Consider the following 22,329-nt stretch of genomic DNA (forward strand, 5'->3'; position numbering starts at 1 on the left):
GCGAACATGCGCTCGCTGTGGAGCGTGCTGACGACGCGGGGCCGGGCCTTCATGGGCTCCGGCGCCGTCCTCGTGCTCGCCGGCGTCATCTTCGGCTTCCGTGACCTCACGCGCTTCGGGGTGCTCCTCGTCGCACTGCCCATCATCTCGGCGGTGCTCGTGCGCACGCGCAAGACGCGCATGCGCATCGAGCGGCACACCCACCCGGAACGGATCAGCGTCGGCCAGGACGCCCACGTCACCCTCTCCTTCGAGAACGTCTCGAGCGCCACGACCCCGATCTTCCTCGCGGAGGAGCGCCTCGACTACGTCCTCGGTGACCGGCCGCGCTTCGTCGTCGGCCGCATCCCGTCCGGACGGGTACGCGCCATCGACTATGCCGTCCGCTCCCACCTGCGCGGACGCCACCACCTCGGCCCCCTCGGCGTGCAGGTGCAGGACCCCTTCGGCCTCGCCAACCGCAACGCGGTGCTCGAGGGGACGGCGGACCTCATCGTGCTCCCCGCCGTGCACCCGCTCTCCTCCAACCGTCAGCCGAGCGCCGGAGTCGGCTCGGAGGGCGAGCAGGCACAGCTCATCTCCCTGCACGGCGAGGACGACGTCACCATCCGCGAGTACCGCGACGGCGACGACCTGCGTCGCATCCACTGGCCGGCGACGGCCCGCACGGGTGACCTCATGGTGCGCCAGGAGGACCGACCGGCCCAGCGTCGCGCCGTCGTCATCATCGACCCGCGCCCCTCCGCCCACGGTGGCACTGGAGCGAGCAGCTCGTTCGAGTGGGCGGTGACGGCCGCGGCCTCCGTGGCGGTCCACCTGTGCGACTCGGGGTATGCCGTCCACCTCGTCTGCGCCGAGACGGTCGAGACGTCGCGGGCCGCCGAGACGATGACGCCCGACGAGATCCTCGACGTGCTGGCCGTGGCCACGACACGGGACGACACCGGTGAGGACGAGATCCTCCGCGCCGGGCAGGCCCTCGCCTCTGCGGGCGGCTTCCTCGTGGCCATCGTCGGCCCGTCCGGCCGGGACGTCACCTCGCGCGTGGCGAGCCTGCGCCAGCCCGGCACCACCGGGCTCGCTCTCGTCCTCGACGCGCGCAGCTTCGGCACCACCGATGCCGAGGAGGCCGAGCCGCACGTCGACGCGCTGCGACTCGCCGGCTGGCGAGCCGTCGCCGTCCAGCGCGACGAGGACGTCGCGCACGCCTGGGCCGTGCTGACGGCCGCGACCGTGGGAGGCAGCCGATGACCCGTCGTCGCTGGAGGATCACCGTGCTCGCCGCACTCGCGACGCTCGGCGCGGTCTACCCCATCACCAGCCTCTTCGTCGAGACGACGTGGGTGCCGCAGGCTGTCTTCGTCATCGCGCTCGTGGCCGGGCTCGGCCTCGTCGGCCGGGGACTGACCCGGTCACGGGTGCTCGTCGTGCTCGCGCAGGTGCTCGTCACCGGCTACGTCATCCTCGCCCGTTGGACCGGGGAGACGTTCGTGCTGCTCGTGCCCACGCCCGCGACCCTCGAGGCTGCCAACTCCCTCGCGCTGCAGGCCCTCGAGACGATCAACCGCTACTCCGCGCCCGCACCGCTCAACGACGGCATCACCTTCTGCCTCGTCGTCGCCGTCGCCCTCGTCGCGATCGCGGTCGACGCGATGGCGGCGACGTGGCGCAGTCCCGCGGCCGCAGGGCTCCCGCTGCTCACGGCCTACCTCATCACGGCCGCCAACGGCGAGGCCGCGCTCGCCCTGCGCTTCTTCCTCGTCCCCGTGGGCCTGTGGCTCGTCATGCTGCACACGACGGCACGCGCGCAGTTCGGCCGCTGGGGCACGGCCAGCGCCGCGGGGCACAGCGAGATCGACGAGGCGGCCCACGACCGGGACGCCCTGCGCTCCTTCACTGCCGGCGCGCTCAAGCTCGGCGCCGCCGGGGTCGTCATCGCGCTGCTCGTCCCGGCGGTCGTGCCGCACTTCCCGCCCCGCTACCTCACCGAGGGCCTCGGGCGCAGCGGCGACGGTGGCGGCGAGGGTTCCGTCGGCTTCAACGACACCCTCGACCTGTCCCGCAGCCTCAACAACCAGGACCAGTCACCCGTCCTGACCTACACGACGACCGCGTTCACCCGGGCCCCGCTGCGCGTGCTCGCCACGTCGTACTACTCCCGCGGCGAGTGGAGCGTCGTCGGCGCGACCGGTGCGCGCCCCGAGAGCCCGACACCCCTGCCGCCGCAGGACAAGCGACGCGACTACGTCATCACCGTCTCGGACAACACCCTCGCGGCACCGCGGATCGCCGCCCCCTACCCGGTCGTGGCCGTGGCCATGGAGGGCACGCCGTGGACCATCGACCCGGTCACCCGCGACGTGCGGGTGGGCCGGGCGGTCAGCAGCTACCGCGTCACCTACGCCGACCTCGCCCCCACACCACCCCAGCTGCGCGAGGCGGGCTCGCCGGACTCCCCCGACATCACCGAGGACGACCTCAACGTCCCCGAGCGCTCGCGCGACCTCGTGCAGCGCTGGTCCGACGAGGTGACCCGCGGCAAGGACAACGCGCTCGACAAGGCCATCGCGATCCAGAACCACCTGCGCGACACGAGCCGCTACACCTACTCGCTCGACCTCGGCGAGCAGCTCCGCGACAGCGAGGGCCGTCCGCTCGAGCCGATCCAGAGCTTCTACCAGACCCGGCGCGGCTACTGCGTCCAGTTCGCGACGGCGATGATCATGATGGCCCGGGCCCAGGGCATCCCCGCGCGCATGGCCATCGGCTTCCTGCCTGGCCAGCTGTCCGACGAGCACTACGTCGTCCGGGCCAGCGACGCCCACGCGTGGCCCGAGCTGTACTTCCAGGGCTACGGCTGGCTGCGCTTCGAGCCGACGCCGGGCGCCCGCGCCGGGACCCCGCCCCCGTATGCCGTGGTCGGTTCGGACTCGGGCGCGACGGGCGGCGGCCGCGAGGTCAGCGAGTCGGCCTCGCGCAGCGCCTCGAACACCGTGCCCACCACGAGCACCCAGGCCACGGCCGCCCCGGTCCAGCAGCAGCGGGGCCTGCTCGACACCATCGGCGCCGCGTTCACCGTGCGCAACCTCCTGATCCTCGTCGCCGTGCTCGTGGGACTGCTCGCAGCCTTCGCCATGCCCATCACGGCGTGGCTGCTCCGGCTGCGACGGCGACGAGCCGCCGTCACCCAGCAACAGCTCATCGAGGCCGAGTGGGACGACCTCACCTCGCACCTCGGCGACCTCGGCATCGACGCTCCCGAGGGGGTCACGCTGCGACAGCTGCGCGAGCGCTACGTCACCGACGGACACCTCGACGAGGAGAACGCCACCGCGATGCGACGCGTCACGGCGACGCTGGAGAAGTCCCGCTACGACCGCCCCGAGCGGACGACGCCGCAGGAGGCGGTCCGGTTGCACGACGACATCCGCTCGATCCGGCGCCAGGTGGGCCGCACCCGGGCGTGGCAGGCCAGGGCCAGGTCGTTCTTCTGGCCGGCGGTCGGCGTGTCGTTCTGGCGGTCCCTGCCCGAACGCCTGCTGGCCCGGCGCCGCTGACCGCGGCTCACGGCATACGGCACATGGCGGCGTCGCACGGCAGACGCGAAGGAGCCCACGACGGTCTGTCGTGGGCTCCTTCGTCGTGTCCGGACCTGTACGCACCTGTCCGGTGCGCGACCTCTCTCAGTCGAGGTAGTCGCGCAGGACCTGGCTCCGGCTCGGGTGACGCAGCTTGCTCATCGTCTTGGACTCGATCTGGCGGATGCGCTCACGCGTCACGCCGTAGACCTTGCCGATCTCGTCGAGCGTCTTCGGCTGGCCGTCGGTCAGGCCGAAACGCATCGACACGACGCCCGCCTCGCGCTCGGAGAGCGTGTCGAGGACCGAGTGCAGCTGCTCCTGCAGGAGCGTGAAGCTCACGGCGTCGGCCGGGACGACGGCCTCGGAGTCCTCGATGAGGTCACCGAACTCGCTGTCGCCGTCCTCGCCGAGCGGGGTGTGCAGAGAGATCGGCTCACGGCCGTACTTCTGGACCTCGACGACCTTCTCGGGCGTCATGTCGAGCTCCTTGGCGAGCTCCTCCGGGGTGGGCTCGCGGCCCAGGTCCTGGAGCATCTGGCGCTGCACGCGGGCGAGCTTGTTGATGACCTCGACCATGTGGACCGGGATGCGGATGGTGCGCGCCTGGTCGGCCATGGCGCGGGTGATGGCCTGACGGATCCACCACGTCGCGTAGGTCGAGAACTTGTAGCCCTTGGTGTAGTCGAACTTCTCGACCGCACGGATGAGGCCGAGGTTGCCCTCCTGGATGAGGTCGAGGAAGAGCATGCCGCGACCGGTGTAGCGCTTGGCCAGCGACACGACGAGTCGCAGGTTGGCCTCGAGCAGGTGGTTCTTGGCCTTCTTGCCGTCCTGGGCGATCCACCACAGCTCGCGCTTGAGCTTCATGTCGATCTTGTCGCCGGAGTTGAGCTTCTCCTCGGCGAACAGGCCAGCCTCGATGCGCTTGGCGAGCTCGACCTCCTGCTCGGCGTTGAGGAGGGCGACCTTGCCGATCTGCTTGAGGTAGTCCTTGACCGGGTCGGCCGTGGCACCCGCGGTGACGACCTGCTGGGCGGGGGCGTCGTCCTCGTCGTCGTCACGGATGACGAAGCCGGACTCCTCGGTCTCCTCGGTCTTGGCGGCAGCGGCCGGGGCGGCGCCGTCCTCGGCGTCCTCGTCGGCGTCCTCGACACCCTCGACGGGCTCGACGACGACGTCCTCGAGCTCACCGACGGGGGCGTCGTCGGGCTCGGCCTCGTCGCCCTCGTCACCGCCGGCGGTGACGCCGTCGGCCGAGGTCGTGGCCTTCTTGGCCGCGGTCTTGCGGGCAGCCGTCTTCTTCGCGGCCACCGGCTTGGCCGCTGCCTTGGCGACGCCGGCGTTGGTCGCAGCCTTCTTGGCGGTGCGCGGCGCGGCGGTCGTGGCGGCCTCGTCCTCGGTGGTCGCGGCCGTCTTGGTCGTCGCCCTCTTGGCGGCGGTCTTGGTCGTCGCGGTCGTGGTGCGCGTCGCGGACTTCGTCGCGGCGGCGGTGCTCGTGCGTGCGGTGGCCACATTGCCTCCCTTGGTCCCTGTTCGGGTCTTCTTCGTCGTGGTGACGTGCGGAGCGTCGACGACGATCTCGATGTCGTGGGCCTCGAGGGTCACGAGGACCGGCTTCATCTGCTTCAGGTCGAGTCCGGCGTCGACCTGGGCTCGAGCGATCTCCGTTCCCGTGATGGTGCCACTACTGCTGCCCTTGACCAGGAGCTGCATGATCGCCTCGTGCTGGAACACCTTGGGCAGGGTTTTGGGAGCTCCAGCGGTTGTTGCCTTGGGCACGGATGCAGTCGCCTTTCGTCGCAGGTCTCGTCATGATCGACCCGGTTCCGGGCATGCATCATCACAACGAACGAGAATGGGGGTTGGTGCCGGAAAGGCTTGGCCAGTTGGAGTCGATCCCTGTTTCGAGCTCTCGGTGCGCCTTGTGCGATCCCGTACTCCGACATTATAAAACGGCACACGCCTCCGGAGCGAACGCACGCGGAACACGCGCATGGCGCGAGCACGTCGAGGGGCCCTGCGAGACCCGTCGTGAGGTGCCGGTCGAGCTGGCCGTGAGGCGTCAGTCGCCCTTGACCGCGAGCACGGGACAGCTCGCGTCGAGCAGGATGCGCTGCGCGTTGGACCCGAGGATGAGCTTGCCCACCGGGCTGCGACGACGGAGACCGATGACGATGAAGTCGGCGTTCTCCTCCTCGGCGACCGAGATGAGGTCCTCGGCGGGGTCGTTGCCCCGGACGAGCTGACGCACCTCGTGCTCCAGACCCTTCTCCTCGAGAACGGCCTGCACGCGGGACAGCTCGGTCTCGAACTGCCTGGCCTCGTCCGCGTCAAAGTCCTTGCCCCCTCGGTGGGAGCTGATGACGACGAGCTTCGCACCGCGCAGGACGCATTCCTCGGCAGCTCTCTTGAGCGCCGCACGACCTTCCTTGGTGGCGACATAACCAACGACGATGGCCACTTTCCCGGACCTCCTTGGGACGGAAACAACCAGTGCTCGCACCGTACCCGATATCGAGTCACCGGGCGCGTCCCCCGCGCGCACTGCCGACACGCCTTCGTCACATCCTGTCGGCCGGTCTGCCGGCCGGCGTCCGAGAGGCGAACCGGCCCGTCGCGCAGCAGGGTTCAGTCGCGACGCCGGTCGAGCGCGTCGCGGATGATGCGCCCCACCTGGTCCTCCTCGATGAGGAAGCCGTCGTGGCCGAAGTCGGAGACGATGTGCGCCCGACGCGAGACGGGAAGCGCGTCATGCATGTCATCGGACAGACGCGGCGGGTAGAGACGGTCGGTGTCCACCGAGACGATGGTGCAGTCGGCACTGACGCGTCCGAGCGCCGCCTGCACGCCGCCGCGGTCGCGACCCACGTCGTGGGAGTTCATCGCCTCGGTCAGCACGAGGTAGGAGTTGGCGTCGAACCGGCGGGCCAGCTTGCCGGCGTGGTGGTCGAGGTAGGACTCGACGGCGAACCGGCCGCGCTCCCCCGCCTGCAGTGGGTCCTCGCCGAGCTGGTGCGAGCGGCCGAAGCGCTCGTCGAGCTCGCTCTCGGTGCGGTAGGTGATGTGGGCGATGCGCCGGGCGAGACCGAGTCCGGTGTCGGGGCGGCGGCCGGTCGAGTAGTAGTCACCGCCCGCGAAGTCCGGGTCGTGCCGGATGGCCAGCAGCTGGGGCTGGCACCAGGCGATCTGGTCGGCCGTGGCCCGGGGCGTCGAGGCGAGGACGATGCAGCGGTCGACGTCGTCCGGGTGCGTGACGGCCCACTCGATGGCTCGCATGCCACCCATGGACCCGCCCACCACCGCAGCGACCCGGCGGATGCCGAGGTGGTCGAGCAGCAGCCGCTCGGCGGCGACCTGGTCGCGGACCGTGACGTAGGGGAAGCGGCTCCCCCAGGGCTGCCCGTCCGGCGCCGGGCTCGCCGGCCCGGTGCTGCCCTGGCAGCCGCCGAGGACGTTGGACGCGATGACGAACCACTCGTCGGGGTCGACGGGACCGCCGGCACCGATGAGGGAGTTCCACCAGCCGGGTGAGGCGTGTCCGGGTCCGGCCTCTCCGACGACGTGGCTGTCGCCGGTCAGGGCGTGCTCGACGAGGACGACGTTGTCGCCGGCCTCGTTGAGCCGGCCCCAGGTCTCGTAGGCGATGCGGACGTCAGGTAGCACGCCGCCGCGCTCGAGCTCGACGTCGCCGACATGGGCGAACTGCCTCCGGCCAACCGGGTCCCCGATCCGCCAGGCACCGTCGGGAGCCGACGGTCGGGACGTCGGAGCCGAGTCGACCGCGTCGTGCTCACGATCGCGCGTCGCCTGACCGGGCACCGTGGGGCCGTCGGTCGAGGCGCTGCCAACGGTCGCGTGCCGCGCGGGACGGCGCGTGCTCTGCTTCCGGTGGGTGACGGTCATCGGGGTACTCCTCGGTCCTCGCGCTTGCACGCAACCGGGACGGGTGCGGCCAGGTCCTCACCCGGGGCACCCCACCGCGAAGGAGGGTTGCCGACCAGCGAGCCGGGGCTTGTCGCTGGTACTCGTGACCTGCCCCAACCATACGCGAGGGCGCCCCGGCACGAGATCCGCCGTTCCACGACATGGACGCGCGCGTCCCCGTGCCGGGCCTGTACCGGCCCGGATGGCCCGGCACGGCCACGGTCCGGCGCTCAGGCGCAGCGGGACGGCCGGATGCCGTGGTCGAGCGACTGACGCACGAGGAGGCTGAGCCGGTGGTCCGGCTCGAGGTCGAGCGCCTGGTCGACGGCCACCCCGGCCCGGGCGCCGTCACCGCACCACCACGCGAGCGACGCGACGACGGACAGCAGCGGCGCCGCGTGCGCTGCAGGGGTGAGCCGGCACACGTGCTCGAGACGTCCGAGCAGCAGGCGCGGCAGGGTCGCCTCGTCCCAGTCCTCCCAGCTGTCGCCCGTCACCTCGTCGGTCATGTCGTCGGTCATGTCGTCGGTCACATCGCCGGGCAGGTCGGTCAGATCGGTCGGGTCGGTCAGGCTGGAGCCGGCCGGTGCCCCGCCGGGAGTGGCCGTGGACGACTCGAGGTCGAGCAAGGCGTGGAGGGCCCGCAGCGCCTCGACGTCCGACGCCGCCAGTCTCGAGATGACGTCATCGCCCGTGCCGATGGCGTCCCAGTCGGGCCCACCGGCGAGCTCCTCGTCCCACTCCCCCTCAGGCTCCCCCTCACAGCCCAGACCGCGGTCACCGTCACGGCCCGCGTCGCCGCCCGCGGGGACGAGACGCAGCTCCGGCCCGAGCAGGACGTCGAGCATCACGACGAGGTCGGCGGGGACGTTCTCCAGGGGCACCGTGCCCGGGCAGAGCCACCCGATGAGGGCGTCCCGGAGCTCGACGTCGCGCAGCGGTCCCACGAGGGACGGCAGCCAGTGCTCGAGGCCGTAGCCCTCGATGTCACCGCGCAGCGCCCCTCCCCACGCGACGAGGAAGTCGTTGACGAGGAACTGGCGGGCGGTGAGCTCTCCGCCGTCGAGGAGCCCGACCCCCTCGGCGGCCGGCCACGCCCGTCTCGCGGACCGGCGCCGCTGCGCGGGCTGTTGCAGGTCGCTCAGAGAGCCGCCGGCGGCGCAGTAGCGGCGCTGCCAGTCCTCGATGGCCGTGCGCGTCAGCTCGTGCCGCAGGTCCGTCGCCGGTAGCGGCTCGACCAGGCGGGCGAGCTCGTCGCGGTCCGGCAGCACCGCGTGGCCGAGCGCGACGTAGCTCGCCACCGCCGGCACGTCGGACGTCTCCGGCAGGAGCCATCCCTCGTCGGGGCAGCAGTCGCAGCCGACGGAGTGCCAGCGACCGCCGCGCAGGACGAGACGCTCGCGGACCACGACACGCTCCGCCTCGACGCCGGAGGCGAGGGCCTCGAGCAGCGGCAGGGACTCGTCGGGGATGTCCTCGAAGCCCACGAGCGCGACGGACGACGGCTCGCCCTGGAGCAGCGTCGGCAACGTCTGGGCGGCGGCCTCGGCCGCCAGGCCGGCATCGACGACGTCGAGTCGCGCCATCAGCCCGAGGCGCTTGCCGTGGAAGCAGACCACGACGACGCTGCGCACCGGCTGGAAGCCCAGGTGGAAGGGGATGATGGTCAGCAGCTCGGCCGGCCCGGACAGTGAGATCTTCGGCATGCGCCGAGCCTCGCCGCCCCGGGCATCCCTGGGCAGAGTCAGGAATCCGCCTGTGGACGAACGGCCGTCGGCCCGAGGGGATGTGGACCGAGCCGCCAGGTCGGGCCGTCGACCCGTGCCCGCAGGCCGGTCTCAGCGCTCGAGGCGCTTGCGCACCGACTCGAGCACGTAGTCGGTCGCCGCCTGGCGCGTGCCCTCCGGCAGTCCGACGTGCTCGTCCCCGCCGGGGCGCGCTCCCCCGGCTCGCACGCGCGAGAGACCAGGGAGGCGGCGCGGGGCCGCCGCACCGGTCCTGTCACGGTCACGGCGCAGGTGCGCATCCTGGCCCTCGACCCGCACCACCCCGAGCGACCCGTCCGAGGCGCCCGCCGAGGCTCCCAGCGGGGCGACCGGCGCGGTACCCGTCGGGCGCGCTGCGTCCGACGGCGCACTCGTCCACGTGGACCGTCCACCGCGGTCGGCCGACGGACGTGCACCGCGCCCACCCCGGCCCGCCTCCCACGCGAGGAACCGGTCGGTCTCCTCGAAGAAGGCCCGGACCGCCCACGTGACGACGACGGCGTCGTCGGCCGCCCCGACGACAGGCATGAAGGCGTCGGGCACCAGGTCGACCGGCGACGCGACGTAGGCCACCGCCCCGGCGACGAGCCCGAGCCGCTTGAGGGTCGTGCCGGCATACGTCCGGTCGAGCGTGCAGCGCACGAGGCGCGGTACGGCCTGCACCCGCTCCGGCAGGCTCGGGGCGCCGGGACGCGTGGCAGCGCGCACGACCGACGCGACGGTCGCGGCCATCTTGATGCGGGACGCGGTCTTCATGCCCGGCCCAACGAGCAGGCGACCGGCGCCATTCCCTGCTGGTGTCGGCGATGCGAAACGGTGATCTGCGGGCTCCTCACGAGCAGGGTCCGGCGCTGGGGCGCTGGATCAGCGGCCGAAGGTCTCGACCGGCGGGAACTCCTTGGCGGCCTGCTTGCCGATGCGGTTCAGCATGTAGACGTCGACGCCCGCGCCGATGAGGCCACCGACGAGCGGCACCGCGCGACCGAGCCTGGCGAACGTCCCCTGGCCGATGCGGCCGAGCAGGCGGAAGCCCACGGCCTTGTTGAGGACCATGAGGGCCGGCGCGGGCAGCCGGTCGAACGCCACCGAGGAAAGCTTGCCGCCGGCGGCCGCGAGCCCGGCCTTCTTGAGCAGGTCGTCGCTGTCGGCGCCGGCGAGGGTCAGCAGGATGGCCGAGCGGATCTCAGGCTGGTCGATGTCGTAGCCGCGCACCTTGGCCGTGGCCGCCGTCATGCGCGTCGCGAGGAGGTAGAACTCGAGCACGTTGGCCGGGAGCGACACCGGCATCGTGAAGAACCCGCCGAGCCCCGTCGCGAAGCCGCCCACCGCGCCGAGCTGGCGGTGGTCGCGCACGATGACGCGCAAGGCCTGGTCGGCGTCGGAACGGGCGTGCTTGAGGGCGCTGGCGGCGACCTCGTGGGCGGAGTCGAAGGGGCCCTTGCCGTCGATGCCGACGTCGAGGAGGCGCTCGACGAGCCGCGTCGCGGCCCCGGACAGGCCTCCCTCAGCGGGCAACGCGGCGCGCTCGAGCGCACCGGCGTCCTTCGATCGCCGCAGCTTCGCGGCGGTCGCGTCCGATGCCGCGACCGTCTCGTCCCTGCTCCAGCCCAAGATGCCCACCAGTTCCCACCCTCTTCGTCCGACGTCGTGTGTGTTTCCGGCTCCTACTTGCCGCCGACGACACCGTATGCCGCAGCGGTCGCCCGTGGCAGCCTCGTACCCACTCGCCCCCGCGGCGGGACCGCGCGAGACGTCGTCGGTCGGCTCTCGTAGGGTCGCCCCATGGGTGAGACGACAGCGCAGCCACCGATCCTCGGCGTGCCGTTGGCCGACCTCCGTCGTGACCGCACGTCCGTCAAGTGGGGCGTGCACGGCCCCGGCGTCATCCCGATGTGGATCGCCGAGATGGACTGCGCCCCGTGCCCGGCCGTCGTCGACGCGGTGAGCGCCGCCGTGGCGCGGGGAGACACGGGCTACGCGCTCACGGAGGAGTATGCCGCCGCGGCCGCCGCGTTCGCCGAGGCCGAGTGGGCGTGGGGCTTCGACCCGCGCACGACGACGCGCGTGGCCGACGTGCTGACCGGCGTGACGCACCTGCTCGGGCTCTTCACCGACCCCGGTGGCCCGGTGGTCGTGAGCCCGCCGGTCTACAACGCCTTCTACGAGGTGATCGAGGCCTGCGGCCGACGCGTCCTCGAGGCGCCGCTCGGGCCGGACCACCGGCTCGACGTCGAAGGTCTCGCCGAGGTCTTCGCCCGCGTGACCGCCGATGGTTCGCGGACGGCATACCTCCTGTCCAACCCGCACAACCCGACGGGCACCGTACACACGCCGGTCGAGCTCGCGGCGCTCGCCCGCGTGGCCGACGAGCACGGCGTGCGCGTCGTGTCCGACGAGATCCACGGACCCCTGGTGCTGCCGACGAGCACGTTCACGCCCTACCTGACGGTGCCGGGCACCGAGCGCGGCGTCACGGTGACGTCGGCTTCCAAGGCGTGGAACCTCGCCGGGCTCAAGGCCGCGATCATCGTGCCCGGCGACGACGCCGTCGACGACGTGCGTCGGCTGCACCCCTACGTCACGTTCGGGGCGAGCCACATCGGCGTCATCGCGCAGACGGCCGCCTACCGCGACGGGCGCGACTGGTGCCACCGCCTCGTCGGCGAGCTGGACGCCAACCGTCACCTGCTCGCCGAGCTCGTCGCCGGCCACCTTCCCGGCGCCAGTCTCGTCGTGCCCGAGGCCACCTACCTCGCGTGGCTCGACCTCTCCGGGCTGGGACTCGGCGACGACCCCGCCGGTGAGGTGCTGCGCCGCGCCCGAGTAGCGCTCTCCCCCGGCCCCATCTTCGGCTCGGGCGGTCAGGGGCACGCGCGCGTCAACTACGCCACCTCGCCGGAGATCCTGCGCGAAGCCGTGGGCCGGATCGCGAGCATCGTTGCCTGACAAGGATTCCGGGCCGCCGCTCGTCGCGCTCGTGGTCGGGCCACGGGGGGCGTATGCCGTGGGGCCGGGCCTCGACGACCCGTGGCCGCTCGACGACGTCGTGGCACGCTTCAGGCAGGCCACCGAGGAGCTGGGCCCGCGATGGGTCGTGTGGTCCGCTGCGTCGACGCTGCGCGGGGTGGTCGGCGCAGGCATCGACGTCCCGCGCACGTGGGACCTCGCGGAGGCGCACCGCATCGTCCACGGCGGCTGGTGGGCGACGCCGGGCCACGTCGTCGCGGGGTGCCGCGGTCTCGACGAGGCGACGGTTCCGGCACCACGCGCACCGCGCCTCAGCGGCTTCGACGGTGACCTCTTCGACGTGGCGGCCGGCGACGACGTCGCGCTCCTCACCGCCGACGGACACCTGCGCGCCGACGCCCTCGGCTGGGCGACGGACGACACGCGGCTGCGCGAGCTCGCGGTGCTGGCGCTGGAGTGCCAGCAGGCGCAGCGCGAGGCGCTGGGCCGCATCGGCGGCTCGCACCTCCCGCGCCTCGAGCGCACCGTCTGGTCCGAGTCCGCGGCCGCCGTGCTGTGTCTCGAGCTCGAGCGCGACGGGCTGCCCGTCGACCGGGCAGCGGCCGAGGACCTCATCGCCGCCTCCGCCGGAGCCCGACCGGTCGACGACGCGGACGCCGCACGCATCCGCGCCGAGCGCGACGCCCTCGTCCTGCGGCACGCGCCCGGCCGCGAGCGCACCGACCTGCGCAACCCCACGCAGGTGCGCGAGCTGCTGCTCTCCGCCGGGGTCGGCGTGCCCAACACCCGGGCCTGGGTGCTCGAGCCCTACCGGCACACCCACCCGCTCGTCGACGCCCTGCTGCGGTGGCGCAAGGACGAGCGGATCGCGACCACCTACGGCTACCGCTGGCTCGACGACCACGTCGGCGCCGACGACCGGCTCCGCGGTGGCTGGACCGCCTGCGACGGTGCCGCCGGGCGCATGACGGCCCAGAACGGCCTGCACAACCTGCCCGCCCCGCTGCGTCCGGCCATCTGCGCGGCGCCCGGGCACATCTTCGTCCGCGCCGACCTCGGCCAGATCGAGCCCCGGGTGCTCGCCGTCGTCAGCGCCGACCGGGCCTTCGCCGAGGCGACCCGCGCCGACGACCTCTACGCCCCGGTCGCGGCCAAGCTCGGCGCCGACCGGCCCAAGGCGAAGATCGCGGTGCTCGCCGCGATGTACGGCCAACGCTCCGGCGCGGCGGGCGAGGCCCTCAAGGACCTCGAGCGCGCCTACCCCGTGGCCATGGGACTGCTCGACCGGGCCTACGCCGACGGGGTCGCCCGCCGACCCGTGCGCACGTGGGGTGGGCGGCTCATCCGTTTCGGCGGGGTGCCCGTGCCGCCACTGGAGCCGGGCGCGCCGGAGCCGTCGGGCAGCGCCGAGTTCTCGGCCACCGGCGCCGACGGCGCGCGCGGGCGCTATGCGCGCAACGCGATCATCCAGGGATCCGCCGCCGAGCTGTTCAAGGCCTGGGCGGCGACGGTGCGACACGCGGTGCGCCCGCTCGGCGGTCAGATCGTGCTGTGCCTGCACGACGAGCTGCTCGTCCACGTCCCCGAGCAGCACGCTCCGGAGGCGGCGGCGGCGGTCGAGCACACCCTGACGAGCGCCGCCCGCACCTGGGCCGGCACCGACGAGGTCCGCTTCATCGCGGACACCTCGATCGTCCGGCGCTGGAGCGAAGCCAAACCCTGACGGGCCTCTCGACGTTTGATGCCCGGAGCCCTCCCCTACGAGAGCGAGCGGGACGCGGCGGCGGGAGCGGCATCGGAGGCGGCCCACGGCATACGAGAGGCGAGGCCGCGCTGGAAGCAGGCCGCCGACGCTCCACGCCGCGAGCGCCGTCGCGCCCCGGGAGCGCACCAGGCCCGAGCGCCGGGGATACGACGAAGCGGGCCCGACCGTGAGGTCGGACCCGCCGTTGTCAGAGTGGCTCAGTCGCGGTCGTCGCCGCGCTCGTTCCCGTGTTCGTCGTCCTCGGTGACGTCCTTGAGGAACGCCTCGAACTCCGCGCCGATCTCGTCGGCCGTCGGGAGGTCGGACAGGTCGGTGGCGAGCAGGTTGCGCTGCTGGCGCCCCTCGAGGAAGGTGTCGTACTGCTGCTCGAGGGCCCGGACCACCGCAGAGATCTCGTCGGACTCCTCCATCTGGCGGCTGATCTCGGCCCGGTTGAGGCCGGCGGTTGCGGCGAGCTCGCGCAGGTCGAGGTCGAGCCCGGTCGCGGCACGCACCCGCTCGAGCCCGAGCACGGCGGCGTCGGCGAACTCGCTCTGGCCGAGGTAGTGCGGCACGTGGACGGCGAAGCCGATGGCGTCGAGCCCGGCCTCACCGAGGCGGAACTCGAGCAGCGACGAGAAGCTGGCCGGCACCTGGACGGTGCCGAACGCCGGGTCGTTGCCGGTGACGAGCCGCGGGTTGGTGCCGTGGGCGGTCACGCCGAGCGGGCGCGTGTGCGGCACGGCCATGGGGATGCCGTGGACGCTGACGGTCAGGTCGACGCCGAACGTCTTGATGAGCGTCGAGGTGGCCTCGACCATGCGGTTCCACTGGTAGTCCGGCTCGGAGCCGACGAGGAGCAGGAAGGGCACGCCCTCCTTGTCCACGACGCGGTGGAGCAGCAGGCTCGGGTCGTCGTAGCTGCTCCAGTGGTCGCGGTCGAAGACCATGACGGGACGGCGGCCGCGGTAGTCGAGCAGCTGGTCGACGTCGAAGGAGGCGATGACGCGCGACTCGTGCGTCTCGAGGATGTGGTCGGCCATGAGTCGCTGGGTGTGGCCGGCGTCGATGAATCCGCCGAGGGCGACGACGAGCACCGAGGCCTGCAGCTCCTGGAGCTGGCTGGGCGAGGTGTCGCTCTCGAACTGGAAGAGCTCGGTCGGGTCCTGCACGGGTCTGGCCTTTCGTCGAACGGGGTCGAAGGGTGCAACGCCCCGCTCCATCCCATGATTCCCTGCCGACGGACGGGCGGACAGGTCAGGCGGCGACCTTGGCGATGGCCTTGAGGATGCGCTGCGGGGAGACGCTGTATGCCGTGCCCACCGTCTGCGCGAAGAGCGAGACCCGCAGCTCCTCGATCATCCAGCCGATGTCGACGATCTCGGCCGCGCCGCGCTGGGCGGGGCGGAGGGAGTCGAGCAGGTCGGCGTAGCGGCCCTCGACGAGGTCGACCTGGTCGAGGGCCTGCGCGTCGCGGGACAGGTTGGCCGGCGCCTTGTCGAGCCGGTGGGCGATGGCGCGCAGGTAGCGGTCGAGGTCGGGCAGGCGGCGCAGGCCGGTGTCGGCGACGAAGCCGGGCCGGACGAGCTCACGAAGCTGCGCGCGCACATCGGCGAGCATCGGCCGGATCGCGGGGCTGCTCGAGCGGTCCAGCTCGGCGAGCCGGTTGGTCAGCGCCAGGTGCTTGGCGAGGATCGGCTCGACGAGGCCGACGACCTGCACGACCTTGGCCGTCGTGTGGGTGCGCACGGCGGACAGCGCCCACTCGAAGTCCTCGCGACTGCGCACCGCGTGGTCCTCGCGGTCCGTCACCGCGTCGTCGCGGATCGCGTCGACCGCGGCGGCCAGGCAGTCGTCGAGCAGGGCGGGGACGCTGCCGTGCGGGTTGTGGCCGAGGGCGAGCTTCTGGGTGTTCGTGAGGCGGGCGAGGATCTGCTTCCACGGCGGGGTGATGCCGAGCAGCAGCAGCCGCCGCACGCCGAGGCGGTGCTCGGCGTCGGCCTCGGCCCGGGTCGGCAGCACCCGGAGGTCGACGGCCGACCCGGTGTCGACGAGGGCCGGGAAGCCCTGGATGCCCTGGGCGCTCTCGAAGGTCTCGGGCACGCCCGCGTCGGGGAACGACGTGAGCCCTGCCTGCTCGACGCGCGAACCGGCCCGGCTGACCTGGCGGCGCAGCTGGGGCGTGGCGCTGTCGCGCACGGCCTCGAGGTCCTTGCCGGTCGCGACGGCGCGGCCGTCGGACCCGTCGACCTGGAAGGTGACGGTCAGGTGCGCGGGCACCCGCTCGAGGTCGAAGTCGGCCGGGGTGACGGCCACGCCGGCGCGCCGCCGCAGCACCGTGGCGAGCGCCACGAGCAGCGGCCCCGACGTCGGGTCGAGCTCCGGCAGGACGGCACGAGCATGGTCGGGTGCGGGGACGAGGTTGCGGCGGATCCCCTTGGGGAGACTGCGGATCAGGGCGGTGACGAGCTCCTCGCGGAAGCCGGGGACCTGCCAGTCGAAGCCGTCCGGCGTCACCTGGTTGAGGCGCTCGACGGGGATGTGGACGGTCACGCCGTCCTGTGCCGATCCGGGCTCGAACTGGTAGGTCACGGGCAGGACGTTCTCGCCCTGCGTCCACGTCGTCGGGTGGTCCTCGTCGGCGAGGCTGCCCGCGCTCTCGCGCAGCAGCAGCTCCTCGGTGAAGGTGAGCAGCTCGGGGGTCTGGCGCCGCGTCTTCTTCCACCACGAGTCGAAGTGGCGCCCCGACACGACGTCAGCGGGGATCCGCTTGTCGTAGAAGGCGATCAGGGTGCTGTCGTCGACGACGATGTCGCGCCGCCGGGTGCGGGCCTCGAGCTCGCCGAGGCGCTCGACGAGGGCGGCGTTGTCACGCAGGAACGCGTGCTCGGTGTGCCAGTCGCCCTCGACGAGGGCGTGCCGGACGAAGAGGTCGCGGGCGAGCTCGGGATCGACGCGGCCCAGGCCGACGACGCGGCCGACGACGAGCGGCACGCCGTAGAGCGTGACCCGCTCGGTCGCGACTGCCGACCCGCGCTTGCCCGACCAGCGGGGCTCTGAGTACTGCCGCTTCACGAGGTGCTCGCCGAGCTGCTCGGCCCACACCGGGTCGATGCGCGCGTTGACCCGGGCCCAGAGGCGACTCGTCTCGACGAGCTCCTCGGCCATGACGAACTGGGGCTGCTTGCGGAAGAGCGCCGACCCGGGACTGATGCCGAAGCGCGTGCCGCGGGCGCCGGCATACTCCCGCTTCTGCTCGTCCCGGACACCGACGTGCGAGAGGAGCCCGGCGAGCAGCGACTGGTGGATGGCGTCCGCGTCGATCTCACCCTCGCCGACGTGGACGGTGCCGCGACTGACGTCGAGACCGGCCTGCTTGGCGGCCTGCTTGACCTGGCTGTGGAGGTCCTGCCACTCGCGGATGCGCAGGTAGTGCAGGAACTCGGCCTTGCACATCCGGCGGAAGGCGCTGCTGCTCAGCTCCTTCTGCTGCTCCTTGAGGTAGGCCCAGAGGTTCAGCCACGTGACGAAGTCGCTCGTCTCGTCGGCGAAGCGCTTGTGCGAGGCGCCCGCGAGCTCCTGCTTGTCCTGCGGCCGCTCGCGCGGGTCCTGGATCGACAGCGCCGCGACGATGACGAGCACCTCGCGCAGCACGCCGCGCTTGTCGGCCTCGATGACCATGCGGGCGTGGCGCGGGTCGATCGGCAGCGTCGCGATGGTGCGGCCGTATGCCGTGAGGCGGCGTCCCGGACGTCGCCTCCCTCGCCCGGTGGCGGGCTCGTCGTCCTCGGGAGCGAAGGCCTGCAGCTCCTCGAGCAGGCGCACGCCGTCGGCGATCTGGCGGCTGTCCGGCGGGTCGACGAACGGGAAGCGCGCGATGTCACCGAGGCCGAGGCTCGTCATCTGGAGGATGACCGAGGCGAGGTTGGTGCGCAGGATCTCGGGGTCGGTGAACTCGGGGCGGTTGTCGTAGTCGTCCTCGGAGTAGAGCCGGATCGCGATGCCGTCGGCGACGCGGCCACAGCGGCCCGAGCGCTGGTTGGCCGACGCCTGGCTGACCGGCTCGATGGGCAGGCGCTGGACCTTGGTGCGCTGGCTGTAGCGGCTGATGCGCGCCGTGCCGGTGTCGATGACGTAGCGGATGCCCGGCACGGTGAGCGAGGTCTCGGCGACGTTGGTGGCCAGGACGATGCGTCGACCGGTGTGCCTCGAGAAGACGCGGTGCTGCTCCGCGGCGGACAGCCGCCCGTAGAGCGGGACGACCTCCGTGACGGGCAGCTTCATCCCGTTGAGCGCGTCCGCGGCGTCACGGATCTCCCGCTCGCCGGAGAAGAAGACGAGGATGTCGCTGCTCGTGCCGGAGTGCCGCTCGGTCCACAGCTCCTCGACGGCCTCGCAGACACCCGTCACCATGTCGCGCTCCTCCGCCTCGGGGCGGTCGGGGTCGACGAGCGGGCGGTAGCGGATCTCGACGGGGAAGGTGCGGCCGGAGACCTCGATGATCGGGGCCGGCTCGCCCGTGGCCGGGTCGGCGAAGTGCTCGGCGAAGCGCTGCGGGTCGATCGTCGCCGAGGTGATGATCACCTTGAGGTCGGGCCGGCGCGGCAGCAGCTGCTTGAGGTAGCCGAGGATGAAGTCGATGTTGAGGCTGCGCTCGTGGGCCTCGTCGATGATGATCGTGTCGTAGCGCCGCAGCTCGCGGTCACGCTGCATCTCGGCGAGCAGGATGCCGTCGGTCATGACCTTGACGAGGGTGTCCCGGCTGCTCTGGTCGGTGAAGCGGACCTGGTAGCCGACGGCGCTGCCGAGCTCGACGGCCAGCTCCTCGGAGAGGCGCTCGGCGACGGCACGCGCTGCGATGCGGCGCGGCTGGGTGTGCCCGATGACGCCGTCGAGCCCGCGGCCGAGCTCGAGGCAGATCTTGGGGATCTGGGTCGTCTTGCCCGACCCGGTCTCGCCGGCGATGACGACGACCTGGTGGTCGCGGATCGCGGCGGCGATGTCGTCGCGGCGCTCGACGACCGGCAGGTGCTCCGGATAGGTGATCGGCGGGACCGTGGCGGCGCGCGCGGCGCGACGGGCCTGCTGCTGCTCGGTCGACGGGGCGCCCCCACCCTGCGGGGTCGGCCGACGGCGGCCGCGACGCCGCGGTGGCCGCGAACGTGCAGGGGCGTTCGCGGGCTGGTCGGACATGGTGGACAGGATAGGCGCGGGAGGCCGGTGGCTCCGAACGGATATCCCGGCAGCGGGTGCGCGTCCGGGTGCGTCCGGTGACCGCGGGTCGCACCTGGCGCGTCCGGCTCGCCGGGCTCACCACTGCGGCCGTGCCGGGGCGGGCGATGGTTGGATGGGCGGACCGTCACCACAACCAGGGGATTGCCGTGACCGACCAGACCGTGCCCGAACCGCCGTCGACCGCCGACCCGCTGAGCTCCGACCCGCTCGCGGACGACTACGGCACCGTGGTGCCTCCACCTCCGATCGGCTCCGCGATCCCGCCCGCGCCTCGGACGCCGCCGCGCCCCCTGCCCGACCCGACCACCGACCGGTTCTCGGCGTTCGACGACCCAGCGGCGGCGCCTGCGAGCGCCTCCGGTTCCGGTGCCGCGAAGCCTGCGGGGCCGCCTGCCGGTGGCAGCAAGCCGAAGCGGCGGAGGAAGCGTAGTGGGGCTTCCCGACCCGGCCCCGCGGCGACGCCGCAGCGTGGCACGTCCGGACCCGTGAACACGCCTGTCACGCAAAAGGGTTCGCCCTCCACAGTCAGCGGCACCAAGAAGACGAAGTCGCGACTCGGCCGCGTGGTCCTGGTCGTCGTCGGAGCCCTCGTCCTGCTTCCCGTGGTCGTGGGCGTCCTGCTGAGCCGCTTCGTCGGCGACAGCGACACGAAGCGCTCCCCCGACCCGGCCGAGCGTTCGCTCGTCGCCACCGAGGTGGCCGCGTCACCCTCCACCGTGGCGGAGCTGCCCGCGACCGTCAGGACCCTGCGGGTCGAGTTCCAGGGGCTCGGGCGCACGGCCGACGTCCGCCTCTACACCCCGGAGGGCTCGAGCAACCTCGCCAACCGGACGCTGCCGTATGCCGTCGACCTGCCCGTGAGGTCGGACGACGCCTACGTCTCGGTGTCGGCCGACGACTACGGCTACCGCGGGAGCCAGCCCATGCGTTGCACCATCTCGGTCGGGGACACCGTGCTGGCGACGGCGGTGGGGACCAAGAGCGTCGACTGCAAGGTGACGGACGGGACCTGGCGCCGCGACCGCTGAGGGAACGGTGTGCGGACCGGCATGGTCTGAGATGCGACGACACCAGCACCTGAGGACCTACCGTGGTCCCCACCCGTCGAAGCGAGGCACCGTTGTCCGACCCCGACCAGAGCCGTCCCAGCCTGCCGGACCCCCAGCGGGACCGGCACGTCGCCTTCGCCGGCGACGGCCCGGACAGCGGCCCGGACAGCGGTACGGACAGCGGTACGGACAGCGGCCCGGCCGGGCAGGACTCGCACGAGGCCGCGACGACGTCGACGCCCTCGACATGGGCCACCGCGCTCCCCGTCGCCACCACGCTGCCGCCCGAGGCGTGGGCGCCGCGATCGTCCACCCGCGAGTCCTCGTCCAGCACTCCCTCGTGGAGCCGGGACCCCGGACCCGCGCCCTCGGTCCTCACCACGCCCCCGGTCCGGCCGGAGACCGGCCGTCGCCGACCGCGCTGGCTGGCGTTCCTGATCGTGCCACCGCTGCTCATCGGCCTCGCCAACGCCCAGGACGACGGCAGCCAGACTGACGGCTGCACGATCTCCGACGAGACGGGGACCTACGACTGCGCCTCCTACGACGGGCCGGCCGGCGGCGCGAGCGGCATGGGAGCGGAGCAGGGCGTCGTCGGGGTCTGGGCCGACGACGTCACCGAGTCGACCAAGCCGCTGGCGCCGCTGCTCCAGGGCTCACCGAAGGTCTCCCCCGTGCCTGCCGACGCCACGGTCCTGCGCGTCGAGATCGTCTCGAGCACGGACGCCGTGGCGTCGCGTGGCGACTCTCCATCAGCTCCCCTGCAGACGCAGGTCGACACGAGCGCCGGCGGCATGCCGATCGACGCGTGGGACCAGGGCACCCCTCATGCGCTCGACGTGCACCTCGACGAGCGACCCACCGACCTGCAGGTCTCCGTGACGGTCACGGCAGGATCGGGCACCGTGCAGTGCCGGGTCTATGCCGGCAGCACGCTCGTGGCCGTCGACACCTCCACCGCGACCGCCATGTGCACGCCCGAGCTCTGACCACCGCGACCCTGCGACCAACCCAGCCAACGATGCACGAGACAAGGGGACCCCGTGTCAGACATCCCGCCGTACCAGCCGGACCCCACACGCGACGTGACCGGCGACGCGATCGTTGACACGACCGGCGGCGCGATCGGCGACACGATGGATGGCCTTGGTGAGGTCGTCGAGGACACCACCGCGGTCGCGCCAGTCCACAGCGACGGTGCCGCGGACCCCGCCGACCTGCCCACCGCGACGTCGGCACCCGAGGGGGTGACGGCATACGACACGACGTTCGGTCTGCAGCAGGCACCGTCGCCCAGCTGGCTGCCGCAACGCGCCGGGGGCCAGGCCCCACCGCCGGGGCCGAACGTCACCGCCGCCCCCACCGTGCCGACCTCTGCCGCAGCGCGCACCGTCACGCTGCCCAGTGCGGCGAGCCGCCTGCTCGGGGGCAGGCTCCAGGCGTGGCACGTCGTCGCGGTCGTCGTCGGGCTGCTCGTGCCGATCGGCTTCTGGGCCGCGACGGGTCTTAACGACCTCGACCCGGTGGCACGGCCCGTCGTCAGCGTCACCCGGCACCGTCCGCTCGTGACGCCGACGATCCCCCTGCCGACGATCAGCCCGGTGGTCCCGGGGCAGGGGCTCCCCCGTCCGGGCGCCACGAAGTCCCTGACCGTGCCGCCCCGCCCGTCGACGCCGGCCATGCCCCTGCAACCCACGCTGGTCACGGTCCCCGGCATCCCCGTCACGCCCGTCCCCACCAACGCCCGCAGGATCCGCTTCGAGACGTATGCCGAGAACGGCGCCCGCATCGAGGTGTCCCTCGCCAACGCCAGGCACCAGCGCGTCGACTTCCCGGTGCAGGCGGCCCCGCTCGCCTTCGAGACGCCCGTCGACCCGGGGGCGAGTAGCAGTGACTACTACAGCCTGCGGGTCCGCATCAGCGACCCGACCGGGTCTGGTGTCCGCGGAGCGGTGTCGTGCCGCGTCCTCGTCGACGGGATCGTCATCAGGACCGAGCAGGGGCAGGGCTACGCGACGTGCTCGATCAGCCCCTACTTCGACATCCGGCGACGCTGAGGCGCC

Annotated in this window: 15 protein-coding genes and 1 riboswitch; of the genes, 7 read left to right on the plus strand and 8 right to left on the minus strand. The window is 72.6% G+C overall.

Going from position 1 to position 22,329, the window contains the following annotated elements:
• Nucleotides 1–6: 6 nt before the first annotated feature.
• A complete protein-coding gene (locus IEY30_RS15645; RefSeq protein WP_030200026.1) occupies nucleotides 7–1,251 on the plus strand; it encodes a DUF58 domain-containing protein in 1,245 nt (414 codons plus the stop codon).
• Complete coding sequence (locus tag IEY30_RS15650; protein ID WP_030200028.1) at nucleotides 1,248–3,557, plus strand: transglutaminase TgpA family protein; 2,310 nt, start codon at nucleotides 1,248–1,250, stop codon at nucleotides 3,555–3,557. Before IEY30_RS15645 ends, IEY30_RS15650 begins: the two co-directional genes overlap by 4 nt.
• A gap of 126 nt (nucleotides 3,558–3,683) precedes the next feature.
• On the opposite strand, the gene IEY30_RS15655 is transcribed toward IEY30_RS15650, so the two are convergent.
• The 6 genes from IEY30_RS15655 to IEY30_RS15680 all read right to left on the minus strand — a co-directional run bounded on the left by IEY30_RS15655 (nucleotide 3,684) and on the right by IEY30_RS15680 (nucleotide 10,891).
• Nucleotides 3,684–5,294 carry an RNA polymerase sigma factor gene (locus tag IEY30_RS15655; RefSeq protein ID WP_052358692.1) on the minus strand — a complete coding sequence of 537 codons (1,611 nt, stop codon included), beginning with the start codon at nucleotides 5,292–5,294 and terminating at the stop codon, nucleotides 3,684–3,686.
• Nucleotides 5,295–5,643: 349 nt separating this feature from the next.
• The gene (locus IEY30_RS15660) at nucleotides 5,644–6,042 is read right to left on the minus strand and encodes a universal stress protein (protein ID WP_030200032.1); all 399 of its coding nucleotides are present in this window, start codon (nucleotides 6,040–6,042) and stop codon (nucleotides 5,644–5,646) included.
• A gap of 167 nt (nucleotides 6,043–6,209) precedes the next feature.
• Entirely contained in the window at nucleotides 6,210–7,484 is a 1,275-nt protein-coding gene (gene metX / locus IEY30_RS15665; protein WP_030200034.1) for a homoserine O-acetyltransferase MetX, read from the minus strand.
• A 15-nt stretch (nucleotides 7,485–7,499) separates the two neighbouring features.
• Nucleotides 7,500–7,614: riboswitch (SAM riboswitch) on the minus strand.
• A 121-nt stretch (nucleotides 7,615–7,735) separates the two neighbouring features.
• Entirely contained in the window at nucleotides 7,736–9,211 is a 1,476-nt protein-coding gene (locus IEY30_RS15670) for a DUF4192 domain-containing protein (RefSeq protein ID WP_030200036.1), read from the minus strand.
• Between the two features lie 132 nt (nucleotides 9,212–9,343).
• Nucleotides 9,344–10,027: a YkvA family protein gene (locus IEY30_RS15675; RefSeq protein ID WP_030200038.1), complete on the minus strand. Its 684-nt coding sequence runs from the start codon at nucleotides 10,025–10,027 to the stop codon at nucleotides 9,344–9,346.
• Nucleotides 10,028–10,135: 108 nt separating this feature from the next.
• Nucleotides 10,136–10,891, minus strand: coding sequence for an EcsC family protein (locus tag IEY30_RS15680; protein WP_030200040.1), 756 nt, complete (start codon nucleotides 10,889–10,891; stop codon nucleotides 10,136–10,138).
• Nucleotides 10,892–11,053: 162 nt separating this feature from the next.
• On the opposite strand from IEY30_RS15680, the gene IEY30_RS15685 reads away from it, so the two are divergent.
• Together IEY30_RS15685 and IEY30_RS15690 are read left to right on the plus strand one after the other, a co-directional pair.
• Nucleotides 11,054–12,217 carry a MalY/PatB family protein gene (locus IEY30_RS15685; protein ID WP_030200042.1) on the plus strand — a complete coding sequence of 388 codons (1,164 nt, stop codon included), beginning with the start codon at nucleotides 11,054–11,056 and terminating at the stop codon, nucleotides 12,215–12,217.
• Nucleotides 12,210–13,961 carry a DNA polymerase gene (locus tag IEY30_RS15690; RefSeq protein ID WP_229675033.1) on the plus strand — a complete coding sequence of 584 codons (1,752 nt, stop codon included), beginning with the start codon at nucleotides 12,210–12,212 and terminating at the stop codon, nucleotides 13,959–13,961. Before IEY30_RS15685 ends, IEY30_RS15690 begins: the two co-directional genes overlap by 8 nt.
• 239 nt (nucleotides 13,962–14,200) lie before the next feature.
• Here the strand turns inward: IEY30_RS15690 and IEY30_RS15695 are convergent, their stop codons facing one another.
• Nucleotides 14,201–15,154, minus strand: a complete 954-nt coding sequence (locus tag IEY30_RS15695) for a proteasome assembly chaperone family protein (protein WP_030200055.1) — start codon at nucleotides 15,152–15,154, stop codon at nucleotides 14,201–14,203.
• An 85-nt stretch (nucleotides 15,155–15,239) separates the two neighbouring features.
• Nucleotides 15,240–19,175, minus strand: coding sequence for an ATP-dependent RNA helicase HrpA (gene hrpA / locus IEY30_RS15700; protein ID WP_030200058.1), 3,936 nt, complete (start codon nucleotides 19,173–19,175; stop codon nucleotides 15,240–15,242).
• Nucleotides 19,176–19,780: 605 nt separating this feature from the next.
• On the opposite strand from hrpA, the gene IEY30_RS15705 reads away from it, so the two are divergent.
• The 3 genes from IEY30_RS15705 (at nucleotide 19,781) to IEY30_RS15715 (ending at nucleotide 22,323) form a co-directional block, all read left to right on the plus strand.
• The gene (locus IEY30_RS15705) at nucleotides 19,781–20,245 is read left to right on the plus strand and encodes a hypothetical protein (RefSeq protein ID WP_156035367.1); all 465 of its coding nucleotides are present in this window, start codon (nucleotides 19,781–19,783) and stop codon (nucleotides 20,243–20,245) included.
• Between the two features lie 92 nt (nucleotides 20,246–20,337).
• Nucleotides 20,338–21,255, plus strand: a complete 918-nt coding sequence (locus IEY30_RS15710) for a hypothetical protein (protein ID WP_030200062.1) — start codon at nucleotides 20,338–20,340, stop codon at nucleotides 21,253–21,255.
• A 54-nt stretch (nucleotides 21,256–21,309) separates the two neighbouring features.
• The gene (locus IEY30_RS15715) at nucleotides 21,310–22,323 is read left to right on the plus strand and encodes a hypothetical protein (protein WP_030200065.1); all 1,014 of its coding nucleotides are present in this window, start codon (nucleotides 21,310–21,312) and stop codon (nucleotides 22,321–22,323) included.
• Nucleotides 22,324–22,329: the final 6 nt, after the last annotated feature.

Origin of the sequence: Terrabacter tumescens (assembly GCF_014646815.1) — a bacterium.
Lineage (GTDB): Bacteria > Actinomycetota > Actinomycetes > Actinomycetales > Dermatophilaceae > Terrabacter > Terrabacter tumescens.

What these genes read in the sequence shown, in the direction of transcription:
- IEY30_RS15685 (WP_030200042.1), top strand. Translation starts at nt 11,054, where the DNA reads ATGGGTGAGACGACAGCGCAGCCACCGATCCTCGGCGTGCCGTTGGCC.
- IEY30_RS15655 (WP_052358692.1), bottom strand. Translation starts at nt 5,294, where the DNA reads ATGCAGCTCCTGGTCAAGGGCAGCAGTAGTGGCACCATCACGGGAACG.
- metX (WP_030200034.1), bottom strand. Translation starts at nt 7,484, where the DNA reads ATGACCGTCACCCACCGGAAGCAGAGCACGCGCCGTCCCGCGCGGCAC.
- hrpA (WP_030200058.1), bottom strand. Translation starts at nt 19,175, where the DNA reads ATGTCCGACCAGCCCGCGAACGCCCCTGCACGTTCGCGGCCACCGCGG.
- IEY30_RS15650 (WP_030200028.1), top strand. Translation starts at nt 1,248, where the DNA reads ATGACCCGTCGTCGCTGGAGGATCACCGTGCTCGCCGCACTCGCGACG.
- IEY30_RS15645 (WP_030200026.1), top strand. Translation starts at nt 7, where the DNA reads ATGCGCTCGCTGTGGAGCGTGCTGACGACGCGGGGCCGGGCCTTCATG.
- IEY30_RS15670 (WP_030200036.1), bottom strand. Translation starts at nt 9,211, where the DNA reads ATGCCGAAGATCTCACTGTCCGGGCCGGCCGAGCTGCTGACCATCATC.
- IEY30_RS15675 (WP_030200038.1), bottom strand. Translation starts at nt 10,027, where the DNA reads ATGAAGACCGCGTCCCGCATCAAGATGGCCGCGACCGTCGCGTCGGTC.